The 14,336-nt window shown below is 64.4% G+C and carries 15 protein-coding genes and 1 pseudogene; 11 read left to right on the top strand and 5 right to left on the bottom strand.

Features of this window, described 5'->3' with window-relative positions; genetic code table 11:
• Nucleotides 1-2 precede the first annotated feature (2 nt).
• Genes BOO69_RS21610 through BOO69_RS21650 form a run of 9 tightly spaced genes read left to right on the top strand, consistent with a single transcriptional unit; the run spans nucleotide 3 to nucleotide 10,437 of the window.
• The gene (locus BOO69_RS21610) at nucleotides 3-1,292 is read left to right on the top strand and encodes a TRAP transporter large permease (protein ID WP_027264367.1); all 1,290 of its coding nucleotides are present in this window, start codon (nucleotides 3-5) and stop codon (nucleotides 1,290-1,292) included.
• 19 nt (nucleotides 1,293-1,311) lie between these two features.
• Nucleotides 1,312-2,061 (top strand): SDR family NAD(P)-dependent oxidoreductase, encoded by a 750-nt coding sequence (locus BOO69_RS21615; RefSeq protein ID WP_027264368.1) that lies wholly within the window; start codon nucleotides 1,312-1,314, stop codon nucleotides 2,059-2,061.
• Complete coding sequence (locus tag BOO69_RS21620; protein WP_048534161.1) at nucleotides 2,054-3,226, top strand: acyl-CoA dehydrogenase family protein; 1,173 nt, start codon at nucleotides 2,054-2,056, stop codon at nucleotides 3,224-3,226. Before BOO69_RS21615 ends, BOO69_RS21620 begins: the two co-directional genes overlap by 8 nt.
• A 10-nt stretch (nucleotides 3,227-3,236) precedes the next feature.
• The gene (locus BOO69_RS21625; protein ID WP_027264370.1) at nucleotides 3,237-4,751 is read left to right on the top strand and encodes a class I adenylate-forming enzyme family protein; all 1,515 of its coding nucleotides are present in this window, start codon (nucleotides 3,237-3,239) and stop codon (nucleotides 4,749-4,751) included.
• Nucleotides 4,748-5,239, top strand: coding sequence for a MaoC family dehydratase (locus tag BOO69_RS21630; protein WP_027264371.1), 492 nt, complete (start codon nucleotides 4,748-4,750; stop codon nucleotides 5,237-5,239). The genes BOO69_RS21625 and BOO69_RS21630 overlap by 4 nt, the downstream gene beginning before the upstream one ends.
• Entirely contained in the window at nucleotides 5,232-7,343 is a 2,112-nt protein-coding gene (locus BOO69_RS21635) for an acetate--CoA ligase family protein (protein ID WP_198952314.1), read from the top strand. The genes BOO69_RS21630 and BOO69_RS21635 overlap by 8 nt, the downstream gene beginning before the upstream one ends.
• Entirely contained in the window at nucleotides 7,340-8,158 is an 819-nt protein-coding gene (locus tag BOO69_RS21640) for a citryl-CoA lyase (RefSeq protein ID WP_036051583.1), read from the top strand. The genes BOO69_RS21635 and BOO69_RS21640 overlap by 4 nt, the downstream gene beginning before the upstream one ends.
• Entirely contained in the window at nucleotides 8,155-9,276 is a 1,122-nt protein-coding gene (locus BOO69_RS21645) for a CaiB/BaiF CoA transferase family protein (RefSeq protein ID WP_027264373.1), read from the top strand. Before BOO69_RS21640 ends, BOO69_RS21645 begins: the two co-directional genes overlap by 4 nt.
• 6 nt (nucleotides 9,277-9,282) lie before the next feature.
• Nucleotides 9,283-10,437, top strand: a complete 1,155-nt coding sequence (locus BOO69_RS21650) for an acyl-CoA dehydrogenase family protein (protein ID WP_027264374.1) — start codon at nucleotides 9,283-9,285, stop codon at nucleotides 10,435-10,437.
• Between the two features lie 74 nt (nucleotides 10,438-10,511).
• Here the strand turns inward: BOO69_RS21650 and BOO69_RS23655 are convergent, their stop codons facing one another.
• From BOO69_RS23655 to BOO69_RS21665, 4 genes are all read right to left on the bottom strand, one after another.
• Nucleotides 10,512-10,769 carry an ATP-binding cassette domain-containing protein gene (locus BOO69_RS23655; protein WP_051372688.1) on the bottom strand — a complete coding sequence of 86 codons (258 nt, stop codon included), beginning with the start codon at nucleotides 10,767-10,769 and terminating at the stop codon, nucleotides 10,512-10,514.
• The gene (locus BOO69_RS23660) at nucleotides 10,751-11,107 is read right to left on the bottom strand and encodes an ATP-binding cassette domain-containing protein (RefSeq protein ID WP_198952313.1); all 357 of its coding nucleotides are present in this window, start codon (nucleotides 11,105-11,107) and stop codon (nucleotides 10,751-10,753) included. Before BOO69_RS23660 ends, BOO69_RS23655 begins: the two co-directional genes overlap by 19 nt.
• 117 nt (nucleotides 11,108-11,224) lie before the next feature.
• Complete coding sequence (locus BOO69_RS21660) at nucleotides 11,225-11,521, bottom strand: hypothetical protein (protein WP_133119767.1); 297 nt, start codon at nucleotides 11,519-11,521, stop codon at nucleotides 11,225-11,227.
• Between the two features lie 12 nt (nucleotides 11,522-11,533).
• On the bottom strand, nucleotides 11,534-12,340 hold the full coding sequence (locus BOO69_RS21665) for an ABC transporter substrate-binding protein (protein ID WP_071974356.1): 807 nt from the start codon (nucleotides 12,338-12,340) through the stop codon (nucleotides 11,534-11,536).
• Between the two features lie 249 nt (nucleotides 12,341-12,589).
• Here BOO69_RS21665 and BOO69_RS23525 point away from each other — a divergent pair, with 249 nt between their 5' ends.
• Nucleotides 12,590-13,114, top strand: a complete 525-nt coding sequence (locus BOO69_RS23525) for a CoA transferase (RefSeq protein ID WP_250637868.1) — start codon at nucleotides 12,590-12,592, stop codon at nucleotides 13,112-13,114.
• A 43-nt stretch (nucleotides 13,115-13,157) separates the two neighbouring features.
• Nucleotides 13,158-13,775, top strand: a pseudogene (locus tag BOO69_RS23530) (CoA transferase).
• Nucleotides 13,776-13,871: 96 nt separating this feature from the next.
• On the opposite strand, the gene BOO69_RS21680 reads toward BOO69_RS23530, so the two are convergent.
• Nucleotides 13,872-14,051 carry an SDR family oxidoreductase gene (locus BOO69_RS21680; RefSeq protein ID WP_027264377.1) on the bottom strand — a complete coding sequence of 60 codons (180 nt, stop codon included), beginning with the start codon at nucleotides 14,049-14,051 and terminating at the stop codon, nucleotides 13,872-13,874.
• Nucleotides 14,052-14,336 lie beyond the last annotated feature (285 nt).

The raw sequence follows: 14,336 nt of genomic DNA on the forward strand, positions 1-14,336 counted from the left end.
GTATGGAATTTCTTGCACCTGTGTCGCTATTGCTGGCGGGGCTTCTCGTCGTCGGGATGCCGATAGGCTTCGCGATGGGCATCGCCGGCACCGTCGGCCTGTATCTGATCGGCGGGCTCAATCTGGCGCTCGGCATCCTGTCGGTGGCCCCGTATCGCAACACCGCCTCTTGGCTGTTGACCGCCATTCCCTTGTTCATCTTGATGGCCGAGATCCTGTCGGCCAGTCGGATTTCGTCGGACATGTTCCGCGCCGCCAACAGGTGGGTGGGCCATTTGCCCGGCGGACTGGCCGTGGCCACGGTCTTTACCAGCGCAGGCTTCGGGGCGGTTTCGGGCTCGTCCACCGCGGCGACGGCCACGATGGCGCGCACCGTCGCGCCCGAGGCTGAGAAATATGGCTATGACCGCGGCATGATCGTAGGCACGGTTGCGGCCGCCGGGACGTTGTCGATCATGATCCCGCCTTCGGTTGTGCTGATGGTTTACGGTATCATCACCGAAACCTCGATCGGCGGGCTGTTCATTGCCGGCATTCTGCCGGGTCTCATTACCGCGCTCAGCTTTGCCGGGATCACGATGGTCTGGGCGACGCTGAACCGCGATCTGGCGCCACCAGTGCAAAGCCATGGGTGGCGTGAGCGCTTCGCGTCACTGCGCGACATCTGGCCGGTGGTTCTGCTGTTCGTCTTTGTCGTGGCCGGGATTTATTCTGGCGCTGTCACCGTGACCGAAGCCGCCGCGGTCGGCTGCTTTGGCGCGATCATGATTGCCGCCGTGTTGCTCAGACGTATGGGCTGGCGCGAATTCATGGGGGCGCTCGAACGTACAACGCGCCCGACTGCAATGATCTTCACCATTATTATCGGGGCGCACATTTTCGGCTATTTTGTCACCCTGACCATGGCACCGCAGGCGCTGGTTTCGTACGTGCAAGGGCTTGAGATCGGGCCGGGCGTGGTGATTTTAATCCTGATCCTGATCTACATCCTGCTGGGCTGCGTGATGGATCAGCTGGCGATCCTGATCCTGACCATGCCGATCGTCTTTCCAATGGTCATGGAGCTTGGCTATTCGCCGATCTGGTTCGGCATCCTGGTGACCAAAACGGTCGAAATCGGGCTGATTACCCCCCCAATCGGAATGAACGTTTTCGTCGCCAGCTCGATCACCGGCGTACCTCTTAAACGGGTCTTTGTCGGGGTGCTGCCTTTCGTGCTGGCCGAGTTCGCGGTCTTGGCCCTGATCGCATTCTTTCCCGAGATCGTAACCGTGTTCTCGGGCGAATACTGACAACCTGAAGGAGCGTAACTTGGAACTGGGACTAAAGGACAAGGTGGCTATCGTCACCGGATCGGGTCGCGGGATCGGCGCAGTGACCGCCCGCGCGCTGGCCGAAGAGGGGGCGAAGGTGGTGATCACCGATATCGACCCCGAAACCACAGAAGCCACCCGCGCCGCTCTTGAGGCCGACGGATACGACGCGATCGGCGTGGTCTGCGATGTCACGAACGAGGCACAGGTCGAAGCCCTCGTCTCGCGCACGATCGAAGCATTTGGCGCCGTCCACATCCTGGTCAACAATGCCGGATTTCCGCGCGACAACTACATCACCAAGATGCCCGAACAGGACTGGGACGCTGTTGTGGGCGTGATCCTGAAGGGTGCCTATACCTGCTCGCGCGCCGTGGTGCCGTACTTCATGGAACAGAAGTGGGGCCGGGTGATCAACATCTCCTCTCGCGCCTATCTCGGCAATCCGGGACAGACCAACTATGCCGCCGCCAAGGCCGGCATCATCGGCTTCACCCGGGCGCTGGGGATGGAACAGGGGCGCTTCAATGTCACCGTAAATGCCATCGCGCCGGGGTTCATCGCCACCGAGATGATCGAGGCGCTTCCAAACTACGACCGGATAAAGTCGCGCGCTCTGGCAATGAATACCGTGCAGCGCCTTGGCAACGAACGCGACATCGCCAACGGCGTGGTGTTCCTCGCCTCGGATGCGGCGGAATACATCTCGGGCGAGACGCTTCACATCACCGGGGGGCGATATGGCTAAACATGTCCCGGCCTCCGCCTGTGTCGAGGATCAAGAGACGCGGATGCTGCGAGACAGCATCCGGGGCTTCATGGCGCGCGAGCTGACCGAAGAGCGCATCTCGCAATGCGAGGCGACGGGCGATCTGCCCTGGGCGATAATGGGCGAGCTACGCCAGTTCGGCTATCTTGGCGGGCTTCTCTCGGAAGAGGCCGGTGGCTACGGCCTCAGCTATCGCACCTGGGCGATGATGATGGAGGAAGCAGGATACCGCTGGCTTTCACTCCGGGTTCTGCTCAACACCGTGAACATCGTGATCGCACTGTTCCACCACCTGGGCGATGCGCGCCAGAAGGAAAAGTGGCTGAAACCCGTCATGGCTGGCCAGATGCCGGTCTGGGTGGGGATCACCGAACCCGACCACGGCTCTGATGTTGCCTCGGTGCAGACCCGCGCCGAGGACAAGGGCGACCACTGGCTGATCAATGGCGGCAAGCTGTGGACGACGAACGGCGTCAACGGCCGGGTCGGAATCCTGGTGGCACGGACATTCACGGAAGGCTGTGATGGCGATCTGAGTCTGTTCATCGTGGACCTCGAGGAGACCGATTTCGAAGCTTCGCGGGTGGGCACGATGTTCATCAAGGCCACCGCGACATCGCAGCTGGCCTTTCAAGACGCAAAGGTGCCAAAGGAAAACCTGTTGGGTCCTGCGGGAAAGGGCCTCAAGGCGATCCTTACGGGGTTGAATTATGGCCGGCTCAACGTGGCGGCGGGCGCGGTGGGCGCGGCGCAGCGGTCGTTGGACCTGTCCACCGATTACGTCAAGACGCGCAAGCAGTTCGGCAACGTGATCGGAAGCTATCAGCTGGTGCAGAAGCTGATCGTCGACATGACCATCCGCACCGAAGCGGCGCGCGCGTTGACTGACCGTGCCGCCCAAGCGCTGGACGCGGGTCTGCCTGGGCGCAAGGAATGCTCGATTGCCAAGCTCTATGCCAGCGAGGCGGCGCATGAGGTGGCCTCGATGGCGCTGCAGGCGCACGGCGGGCTGGGCTATTCGACCGACTACCCCGTCGAACGGTTGTTCCGCGACACGCGCGGCGGGCTGATCCCCGAAGGCACATCGGAAATCCAGACATTGATCATAGGGCGCGAGGTTCTCGGGATCTCGGCCTTCACCTGAGGAGGCGGCCATGCCGATGACCTTTCTCCAGGCCCTGAGGTTGAACGCGCGGCGGTTCCCCACGAAACCCTCGGTGGTGTTCGAGGGGAGGAGCCAGACCTATACGGATTTCCTTGACCGGGTGGAACGGATGATGACGGTGCTGGCGCGGCGCGGCATCGGACCGGGCGACAAGGTGGCGGTGATCTCGGAAAATCATCCCGATTTCCTTGCCGCCTATGTGGCGGTGACGGGGCTAGGCGCAATTCCCGCACCGATCAACTATCGCATCGCGCCCGAAGTCATGGCCGATGTGGTTGCCCGCTCGGACAGCAAAACCCTGCTGCTGGGCGATGCGGCGCTGGATCATGCCGATCTGTTCCGGACCGTGGTGGACGACATCGTCACCATCGGCGACGGGGCCCCGCAAGGACTGCCGCGCCTGTCGGACCTTCTGGCAGACACACCGCCCGATCCGCCGCAAGGGCAGGACGGCACCACGATCATGCTGCACACGTCGGGGACCACCGGCAAGCCCAAGGGCGCGCTGCGCAGTCTCTTCGGCATGGAGGAACGCGCCATCGAGCAGCGTTTCCGCCCCGACGACCGGGCGCTGTCGGCGCTGCCGATCTGCCTGTCGGCCGGCTGCACCTATACGCTGCTGCCGCTTTATCTGGGTGCCAGCGTCTATCTGATGCGCCGCTTCGACGGGGCCGCCGCGCTACGGCTGATCGAAGACGAGCGGCTGACCGCCACCATGCTGCTGCCCGCCATGCTCCAGCGGATGGTCGAGGCCGAGGGGTTCGCGAGCGCCGATCTGTCGTCGCTGGGGACTTTGCAATCTGGCGGCGGCGAGATGTATCTCGACCTCAAGCGTGCCGCGCTCGACAAGTTCGGCGATGCGCTGATGATCTATGCCGCCTCCAGCGAAGCAGGACCCTATGCCAACCTGACCGCTCGGGATCTGCGCCGCAACCTTGCGGGCAACTGCGTCGGCCGCCCCTTCTTCGGGGTGGAACTCAAACTGCTGGACGACGATGGAAACGAGGTGCCGCAGGGCGAGGTCGGCGAGATCTGCACCCGCAGCGAAAGCCGCTACGACGGGTATTACAAGGATGAGGCGCTGACCGCTGAAACCCGGCGCGGCGACTATCTGACCGTGGGCGATCTGGGCCGGATCGACGACGAAGGGCTGCTCTGGTTCACGGGTCGCAAGCGCGACATCATCAAGAGCGGCGGCATCAATGTCTACGCCCCCGAGATCGAGGAGGCGCTGGCCGGCCACCCGGCGATTGCCGAGGCGCATTGCATCGGCCTGCCCGATCCGCACTGGACCGAGGCGATCTGCGCAGTGATCGTGCCCGCGCCGGGCGCGCAGCTGACAGCGGCCGATGTGATCGCCCATGCCGAAACCCGGCTTGACCGATACAAGCGCCCGCGGCGCGTGGTCTTTATGACGGCGGTGCCGCGCAACCTGACCGGCCGCGTTCTCAAGGCTGAACTGAAAGAGGCAGTGCTAGCGCTGCCAGAGGAGGAAACCCAATGACACGGCCCGATCTTTCGGCCCTCAAGGGCCAGCAACTCTACTGGGAGGACCTGAACGAAGGCGACCAGTTCGATAGCCCCACCCGTACCATCACCGAGGCCGACGTGGCTAATTTCGCCTGCCTGTCAGGCGACTTCAACCGGCTGCACGTCGATGCCGAATATGCCGCCGATTCGGCCTTTGGCCAGCGTATCGCGCACGGGCTTCTGGTGGTGTCGGTGATGTCCGGGCTGACCACGCGGATGCTGATGAACACGTTCCTGGAACCCTCGCTTCTGGGGTTGCTCGACATGCAGTGCAGCTTTCCCAACCCCACCTTCATCGGCGACACGATTGGCGTGCGCGTTACCGTAGCCGAGAAGCGCGAGACTTCGAAACCCGAACGCGGCATCCTGTCGTTCCGGCGCGAGGTCATCAACCAGCGTGGCGAAACCGTGGTGGAAGGGGTCTGGAAACTGCTCGTCCGGCGGGCGCCGCAAGGTGGCTGAGCCGGTGGTCGCCCGCGACTTTCCCGATCTTTCGCGGCTCTTGTCGCCACGCAGCGTGGCGATCCTGGGCGCCAGTGAAAGGCCCCGTAGCGTGGGCAGCGACACCTTGCTGAACCTTGCCGAGCATTCCGACTTCGATGGGCAGATCTTTCCGGTCAACCCCGGGCGTGAAAGGGTGCATGGTTTGCGCGCCTATTCTGCAATGTCGGCCTTGCCTGGCCCCGTCGATGTGGCGGTGGTGTGCCTTCCAGCCGATGCGGTGGTGGGCGCCTTGCGCGATTGCGCGGCAGCAGGAACGGGGTTTGCGGTGGTCTTCACCTCTGGCTTTGGCGAAACCGGGGATGAGGGCCGTGCCGTCGAAGCCGAGATGGCTGAAATCGCCCGGCAAAGCGGGATGCGCATCTACGGGCCGAACTCGCCAGGGCTGAGCAACATCAACCGCCGCCTTGGGCTGACCTTTTCACCGGTATTCAAGAACGACACGCTGGGCGGCGGCATTGGGCTTGTCACCCAGGGCGGCGGACTTGGCCGCGCCTTCATCCAGGCAAGCGAACGGGGTATCGGCGTTGGCCTGTGGTGCTCTACCGGCAACGAAGCCGACCTGACCATGGCCGATGTCGTGTACCACATGGTGGGCGATCCCGACATAAAGGTAATCGCCCTTCTCGCCGAAGGCTTCCGCGACGGGCCGCGCTTTCTGGCAGCTGCCCGCGCCGCTGCTCGCGCCGGCAAGCCGGTGGTGGCGATGAAGGTGGGCAAGTCGGACTATGGCGTTGCTGCCACCCGTTCGCACACCGCCGCGCTTGCCGGATCGGCGGCGGTCACCTCGGCACTGTTTCGCCAGCATGGCATCGTCGAGGTGGAGGATCTGGACGAATTGATCGATACGGTGGCGCTGTTCGAGCGCGTCGGCATCGCCCCGCGGCGGGGGATCTGCGTCTATTCCTTCTCGGGTGGCACAGCGGCGCTGGCCGCCGATATGGTGGGCAGCGCCGGGCTGATCCTGTCCGAACTGGCCCCCGGCACCCGCGCGGGGTTGCGTGCGCTGGCCCCGTCTTATGCGGCGGTCGATAACCCGGTGGACCTGACCACCCAGGTCTTCACCCAAGACAAGCTCAACCGCGATTGCCTGTCGCTGGTGGCGCGGGACCCGGCCACCGATGTTGTGCTTCTGCCGATTCCCGCCGACTACGGCCCGATCACCGACCGGTCCGCCGACGACATGGTCGCGCTGGCGCCGGACAGCCCGGCTCTGCTCCTGCCGGTCTGGATGAGCGGGCATCGCGCCGCTGGCTATGCCACGCTGAACGCGGCAGGGCTGGCGCCTTTTCGCAGCCTCGGCAAGGCAGTGACGGCGTTGAAGCGGCTGATCTGGCGCGGCGACTGGAGCCCCTCGGGGACCTCCACGCTTGCTCTACCCGCATTTCCGCCCGGCGAGCTTGACGAGGCTGCCGCCAAGGCGGTGCTGGCCGACCTGGGTCTGACCGTGCCCGAAGGACGGGTCGTGACCAGTGCCAGACAGGCAGGCGAGGCGGCGCGCGGGATCGGCTTTCCGGTGGTGCTCAAGGCGCTGGTGCCCGGTCTTCTGCACAAGACCGAAGCCGGGGCCGTGGCCGTCGGGCTGATGGATGAGCAGGCGCTGGCGGCGGCCTGGGGCGCGATGATGACATCGCTTTCAGCACAGGGGCACAGGCTGGAGCGCGCTCTGGTTGAGCGCATGGAACAGGGGCCGGGCGTCGAGGTGATGGCGGGACTGCACCGCGATCCGGTGTTCGGCCCGGTGGTGAGCTTCGGCCTCGGCGGCGTGATGGTCGAGGCGCTTTCTGACGTCACGCACCGCGCCGCGCCCTTTGGGCGGGACGAGGCGCTGGCGATGATCGACGAGATCCGCGGACGCGCACTGCTGGGTCCGCTGCGCGGCCGCCCCGGCGCCGATCTGGGCGCGCTGGCCGATCTTCTCGTGATCCTGGCCGCCCTGGGTGCGCGCGGCGACATCGCGGAGATGGATCTCAATCCGGTGCGCGCCGGTCCGGCGGGTGCGACGGTGCTTGACGCGGTGATCCTGCGCGCTCCGACCGAGATAGAAGGAAAGGCAAGGCAATGACGGTAAAGACGGACATCGGTTTCACCACCCGCGACCGCATCTATGTGCGCGGGCGCGATCTGGCCGATGAGATCCTGGGCAAGATGGATTTCGTCGACATGATCTATTTCACCGCCACGGGGAAAGAGCCGGATGCCCGCACCCGCGCGATGACCAACGCGATCATCGTCACCGCCACCGATCACGGCCTTACCCCCAGCGCCATCGCCGCGCGGATGACCATTCTCGGCGCGCCGGAATCGCTTCAGGGTGCGGTGGCCGCGGGCTTGCTGGGCGCGGGGAACCATTTTCTCGGCACCATGCAGAACGCCGCGGCCTTTACCCGCGACGAGATCGGCGAGCTGTCCGACAGCGACGACGACGCAGCCTATGCCGCCCGCGCGCAAGAGGCCGTGCGCGCCTTTCGCGCGGCGCGCCGGATCGTGCCAGGCCTCGGTCATCCGATCCATGTCGACGGCGACCCCCGCACGCCGGTCCTGCGCCGGATCGCCGGCGAGAATGGGTTCGACGGGCGGCACTGGCGCTTCATGGCGGCCGTCGAGGCCGCCGCCCGCGAGGAATATGGACGTCTGCTGCCCATCAACGCCGCCGGCGCGGTCGGGGCCACCGTTTCGGACATGGGGCTTGCCCCGATCTGGGCGCGGGCCTTCGCCCTGATTGGCCGATCCGCCGGGCTTCTGGCGCATCTGATGGAAGAGCTCGAAAATCCGCAGGGTCAGAAGATCTGGGACATGATCCTGGAACAGGACGACTCGGCGGAATGCGCCGGGATTGCCGACCCGGACCGCGCAGACAGCACAGGAGAGCAAAAATGACCGGCACTGCACCGCTTTCGGGGCTTCGCGTTCTCGATCTGACCGAGCTTCTGCCTGGGCCCTATGCAACGCAGCAACTGGCCGAGATGGGGGCCGAGGTCATCAAGGTCGAACGTCCTGCGGGCGACGCCGCGCGCGCCATGTTCCCCGGCCTCTTTGCCGCCGTGAACCGCGGCAAGAAAAGCATCGCCCTGAACCTAAAGGATGACACAGACCGCGCGGCTTTCCTGCGGCTGGCCAAACGGGCGGACGTCGTGATCGAGGGTTATCGCCCGGGCGTGACCGCGCGGCTGGGCATCGACTATGAGACGCTTTCGGCGCTCAATCCCGGCCTCGTCTACTGTTCGGTCAGCGGCTATGGTCAGACCGGGCCGGCGCGCGACTGGCCGGGGCATGATCTGAACTACGCGGCGATGGCGGGCGCGGTGGCGATCTCGGGCGCGCCCGACGGACCGCCTGAATACACGACGGGCGTGCCGATCGGGGATCTCTCGGCAGCCATGTATGCCATCATCACCATTCTTGCTGCGTTGCACGGACGCGACGCCACGGGGCGGGGCCAGTATCTGGACGTGGCGATCACCGACGCGCTGGCCAGCTGGGTCGCCCCGCGCTACGGTGTGTGGGACGCCGGACGCCAGGCCGGGCGCGAGATCACAAAGGCCGATATCCTGCGCCGCGCCGCCTATGGTATCTTCGCGACCGCCGACGGTAAATACATCACCATCGGCGCGATCGAGACGCATTTCTTCCGCCGCCTGATCCGTGCCACCGGGATGACGGGCTTCGACGATCCTGCGCTTGACGACTTCGCCGCACGCACCGACCGCACGGATGATATCCGCGCCGCCCTGACCCCGCTGATCGCCGCGCGTCCCTATGCGCATTGGGCGGAGATCTTCGAGGCCGAGGATGTTCCCTTCGCCCCGGTCAACGGGCTGGAGGATCTGGCCCGGGACCCGCAGCTCAAGGCGCGCGGGATGGTGCGCTCAGCCGGCGCGGCCCAGGTGATGGCCTTCCCGGTGCCGATGGCTGGGATGAGTGATCCGGCGGGCCACGTCCCGGCAGTGGGCGAGCATCAGGCCGAAATTCTGGACCAAGCCGAAAAGCTGGAGTGAGGACCGATGCAGTTTGAGCTGGACGACTGGCAGGAAACGGCGCGGCGCAGCTTCCGCAAATACCTTGACGCCGAGGTGGCGCCCCTGGTCGAGGCGCACGAGGATGCCCACCGTCCGCCGCCGCCCGAAGTGTTGCAGAAGATGGGCGAGTTCGGCCTGCTGGGCGGTCTTTTGCCAGAGGCGCAAGGCGGTGCCGGGCTTGATTATCTGACATATTGCGCGCTGCTGTGCGAGCTGTCTCAGGTATGGCCGTCGCTGCGCAGCATCGTCAGCACGTCGAACCTTGTCCTGATGATCGTCGCGCAGCATGGAACGCCGGAGCAACAGGCAAGGTGGCTGGGCGATCTGGTTTCGGGTCGCAAGACAGCCTTTTTTGCGCTGACCGAGCCGAACGTCGGCTCGGACGCCAGCAACGTGGAAACACGGGCCCGGCGCGACGGTGATGGCTGGCGGCTGAACGGACGCAAACTGTATATCTCCAACGGGACCGGGGCCGATCTCGGGGTGGTTTTCGCGCGGTCGGGCGACGGCGAACGCGCGGAGGTATCGGCCTTCGTGGTCGAGGCGGGAACAGCAGGGTTTTCAACCCGAGAGGTCCGCAGCATGGGCATGAATTCATGCCCGCTAGGCGAGCTGCTGTTTGAGGACGTATTGCTGCCCGCAGACCACCTGATCGGCGCCGAGGGCGAGGCGTTCGCCATCGCCAAGCATTATCTGAACGTGGGGCGCTGTTTCGTTTCTTTCACCTGCCTGGGCCTGTCAATTGCCGCCTATGAGGCGGCGCTGCGATATGCGGGCGCGCGAGAACAGTTCGGACGCAAGATCGGCGGGTTTCAACTGGTCCAGCAGATGATCGCAGATATGTTGACTGGCGTGGAAACCTCGCGGTTGCTGGCGTGCCGGGCCGCTGACGCGCTGGATCGCGGGGCACCGGATCGCGGCCGGGCCTGTTCCATGGCCAAGCGTCACAACTCCGATACGGCTCTGCGGGTTTGCGAGACTGCCCTGCAAGTGCACGGCGGGGCCGGATACACCCGTGATTTCCCCGTCGAGCGCTATTATCGCGATGTGCGACATCTCACGATCGCTGAAGGCACCAACCAGCTTCAGGCGCTGCTTCTGGCACAGGGGGCCCTGGGCATCTCGGCGCTACGGGGCTGATCGGTCCGCAGTTTGCGCACGGTCTGTCGCCGCTGCCGGTCTGAATGGCAGGCGGAATGCGGGCACAGGGCGGGTCAGATTCCCAAATACGAACGGCGCACGTGATCGTCGTGGCGCAAGACGTCAGAGGCTGCGGCGAGGGCGATTGTCCCGTTTTCCAGAACATAGGCGCGGCTGGCGAAATCCAGCGCCATGTAGACATCCTGTTCCACCAGAAGAATGCTCAGGCCGGTGCGGCGCCGACCGTCGAGGGCCTCGTACATCTGCTCGACCATCAGAGGCGCGGGGCCGAGCGACGGCTCGTCGAGCATGATCATGCTGGGCCGGGCCATAAGCGCGCCCGATCGCCAGCATCTGCTGCTGACCGCCTGAGAGCCCTCCGGCAAGTTCGCGGGCCTTCTGGCTCAGCATCGGAAAGGGCGTCCTTTCGGTCTTTCGCGTCGAGTGCGGCGCTCGCACCCACGATCAGATTTTGCTCGACCGTGAGTGACCCGAAGACGTGCCGCGCCTCAGGAACATGGACGAGGCCGAGGCGCGGAATCTCGCTGGCGGCAAAACCGCCGATTTCCTTGCCATCGTGGCGGATCGCTCTGGAACGGGCGGCCACAAGGCCCGAAATCGTGCGCAGAAGGGTGGATTTGCCCGCGCCGTTCGGTCCGATCACAGCCACGACCTCGCCCTCGGCCGATCTCGATGCTGACGCCGTGGAGCGCGTCGAGCAGACCGTAACCGGAGACGAGAGACTCGATCGACAGCTTCATCTTGGGCCCCGGTTATAGTTTTCGCATCAGTTCAGAGGATTGGGCTCTTCCACAGCCACCTCTGGCGGCCAGATCGTGACCTTTTTCGTGCCGCCGTTCTTCCATTGCGCGATCAGGTTCTGCGATCCGACGTTCCTGCCGTGTTCGTCGAATTTGATCCGCGAGAACGGCGAGATCAGCTGATCGCCGGGGATGTCGATCTTAAGGATGGCGGCGCGAAGGTTCTCGGTCGTCAGTTTCTGGCCGGACTCAAGCGTCTTCTCCAGCACGGCCTTCAGCGTGTAGACACCGCGGTTGCACATCGACGCATAGCTTGACGGCACGATGCCGTGCCGTTACTCGTAAGCCTTCACAAAACGCTGGGCGCGGTCCATGTCGGGATTTAAGTAGTCCACCGTGCTGAGATTGACGTCCTCGACGAAGCCCCTGTCCACCAGTTGCGGGGTGCGCACATCAACCGGACCGCCACTGATTCCGACAATGTAGGGCTTGAAGTCATGCTGCTGCATTGCCTGGAGCTTGGTCACCACATCTTCGGTGTAGCCGGCCCAGATCACCATGTTGGCACTCGATGTCTGCACCCGCTTGACCGGCGGCAGAAGGTTGCGATCGCTGCGCGAATACGGCGCGCTGGCGGCGATCTCGATGCCCCGCTCCTCCAGCAGAACTTCGATCCGCTCGATGGTTCCGGCGCCGCGCGGGCTGTCTTCATAAAGCAACGCCGGGACGACGTCGCCTTGCGTCATCAGGTGTTCGAAGAATTCCACGACCGTGGCCGCCTCGGTATCGGCTGTGATCTGATCGGAGAAATACCATTTGTAACCGCGCTCGAGGAGCTCGGCCGACACCGCCGGCGAGTTCAGGTGAGGAACCCGCGCCTGCTCGGCGAACTGCGCCGCAGCCGATGTGCCTGCGCTGATCTCGCAGCCAAGGATGACCGGAGCCCGCTCGAGGCGGGTCAACCGCTCCATCACCTGGCGCACCACCCCGGGATTGCCCTGTGTGTCGTAAAGTTGGATCTTCAGCGGCCGACCGGCGACGCCGCCATCGGCGTTGATGTGCTCAAGGGCAACTGCGATCCCCTTTTGCGCATCCTGTCCGGTCACGGCGATCGCTCCCGACATGGCGACGATCGCCGGCATCACGATTTCTTCGGCTTAGGTGTTTGATCCCACGGTTTAATGGTGTGATCCTTTCGCAGGAATGGAAGGAGGCCCTATGGGACAAGTTCGTCACGGAAGCGCCACGACCACGCACGCCGTCAGAACAGCAATACAGCGATCGCAAGCTTCGCTCGCGGCGCTGCGCCCTTGGGTCGCGGGTCGACTGACCGCCAGACTACGGCGCGCATTGCTGACTCGAAGGGTGCGATACCGCAAAGGGAAAAGAAAATGGACAGTCAGCCGCAGCAGCCAGCCGAGGGGGACGGACCGCTTGCGGGTTACAGGGTGCTTGATCTTTCGGTCAACGTGCTTGGACCGGTGGCGATCCAGATCCTCGGCGACATGGGGGCCGACGTCATCAAGATCGAGTCACCCGACGGCAACTACACACGCCAGGTGGGACCGTCGCGCAACCCGAAGATGGGGGCACTGTTCCTCAATACAAACCGCAACAAACGCTCGGTCGTGCTCGACCTGAAGAAACCCGACGCGCGGGCCGCGCTCCTTGATCTGGTGCGTTCCGCGGACGTGCTGGTGCATTCGATACGCCCCGGCGCCGCCGAACGGCTGGGCGTCGACTACGAGGCGATCCGCGCGGTCAATTCCCGCATCATTCATGCCTCGTCTTCTGGCTTCCGGCTGGATGGTGAGCGCCGCGACTGGCTTGCTTTCGACGATGTGATCCAGGGCGCCAGCGGCGTAGCCGGGATGATGGCCCGGGCCACCGATGAGCCGCGCTATTACCCACGGTAATCGCCGACAACTATGCGGTTACATCCAGGCATCGTCCATCGCGATGGCCTTCGTCTGGCGCGAGCGCACCGGCCACGGGCAGCAGGTAAACGTGCCGATGATGGATGCGATGGTCAACTTCAATCTGATCGAGCATCTCTGGGGCGCAACGCTCGACCGGCCCGATCTGGGCATGGGTTACAGCCGGGTATTCTCGCCCCATCATCGGCCTTATCCAACGCAGGACGGGCACATCTGTGTGATGGCGGCGATGGACAACCAGTGGCTGCGTCTCTTCGACGCCATAGGCCGGCCCGAGCTGCGCGACGATCCACGATTTGCCACAGCAGAGTTGCGCACCGATCACATTGACTAGTTATATTGGTTCCTCGCCGAGGCAATCGCGGGGAATACAACCGCCGAGTGGCGCCGCCGGTTCGACGCGGCCGACGTGCCGAATGGACCGGCCAACAGCCTGGAGGATCTGCTGGTTGATCCCTATCTGGTTCAAACCGGGTATTTCGAGCGCCACGAGCACCCGACAGAGGGCGCCGTCGTGACGCTCCGGATACCGGTCCAGTTCTCGGACAGCCCCGGCCGGGTGCGCCGGCTGCCACCGCGGCTGGGCGAGCACACGGAGGAGGTTCTGTCCGAAATCCGCCTTCCGCGCGCCGACGCCTGACGGAACCAGGCCAGGCGGGCAGCCGGTGCCCGGCTGGCCAGGATCGGTTCGCGGCCAACCGGACCCGCCTGTCCCAAGCTTCCGGCTCCGCCCATTTTACTGCGCGGTATAGCCGCCATCGACCACCATTTCGGATCCGGTCATATAGGATGCCTCGTCGGACGCCAGAAACGGCACCGCCCCGGCTACTTCTTCCGGTTGGGCCGGGCGCTGCATGATCGTTGTCCCAAGTATATCCTTCTGACCGTCCGGGTCAGCCAGTCTGAAAGGAACCATCGCCGGAATCAAATGTGCGGAAGATCCTGTACGTTATCCATCCAGGATTTCTTTCGAGATGGTCATTCATGCGTCCTTTCGATGAAGCATGGACCGGATCAGTCATACACAAAAGGTCGGACACTCTCGCTGCCGCCCATCTGCGCCATATCGCCGAAACCCAATTCGCCCGCGCCGTTCGCGCATCAACTCGTCGCCGAGATCGGGACCGGCGAGGCGCATCTACGCCAGATCAATGTGGCCGAACGTATGCACGGCTCGCCCGGACTTCAGCTGCATAACGGA

Origin of the sequence: Sulfitobacter alexandrii (genome assembly GCF_001886735.1) — a bacterium.
Lineage (GTDB): Bacteria > Pseudomonadota > Alphaproteobacteria > Rhodobacterales > Rhodobacteraceae > Sulfitobacter > Sulfitobacter alexandrii.

Bases quoted from the DNA above. Each gene is read 5' to 3' on its own strand.
- BOO69_RS21680 (WP_027264377.1), bottom strand. From the start codon at position 14,051: ATGGTTCCTTTCAGACTGGCTGACCCGGACGGTCAGAAGGATATACTT.
- BOO69_RS21610 (WP_027264367.1), top strand. From the start codon at position 3: ATGGAATTTCTTGCACCTGTGTCGCTATTGCTGGCGGGGCTTCTCGTC.
- BOO69_RS21665 (WP_071974356.1), bottom strand. From the start codon at position 12,340: ATGCCGGCGATCGTCGCCATGTCGGGAGCGATCGCCGTGACCGGACAG.
- BOO69_RS21650 (WP_027264374.1), top strand. From the start codon at position 9,283: ATGCAGTTTGAGCTGGACGACTGGCAGGAAACGGCGCGGCGCAGCTTC.
- BOO69_RS21645 (WP_027264373.1), top strand. From the start codon at position 8,155: ATGACCGGCACTGCACCGCTTTCGGGGCTTCGCGTTCTCGATCTGACC.
- BOO69_RS21630 (WP_027264371.1), top strand. From the start codon at position 4,748: ATGACACGGCCCGATCTTTCGGCCCTCAAGGGCCAGCAACTCTACTGG.
- BOO69_RS21620 (WP_048534161.1), top strand. From the start codon at position 2,054: ATGGCTAAACATGTCCCGGCCTCCGCCTGTGTCGAGGATCAAGAGACG.
- BOO69_RS21640 (WP_036051583.1), top strand. From the start codon at position 7,340: ATGACGGTAAAGACGGACATCGGTTTCACCACCCGCGACCGCATCTAT.
- BOO69_RS23655 (WP_051372688.1), bottom strand. From the start codon at position 10,769: ATGGCCCGGCCCAGCATGATCATGCTCGACGAGCCGTCGCTCGGCCCC.
- BOO69_RS23525 (WP_250637868.1), top strand. From the start codon at position 12,590: ATGGACAGTCAGCCGCAGCAGCCAGCCGAGGGGGACGGACCGCTTGCG.
- BOO69_RS21625 (WP_027264370.1), top strand. From the start codon at position 3,237: ATGCCGATGACCTTTCTCCAGGCCCTGAGGTTGAACGCGCGGCGGTTC.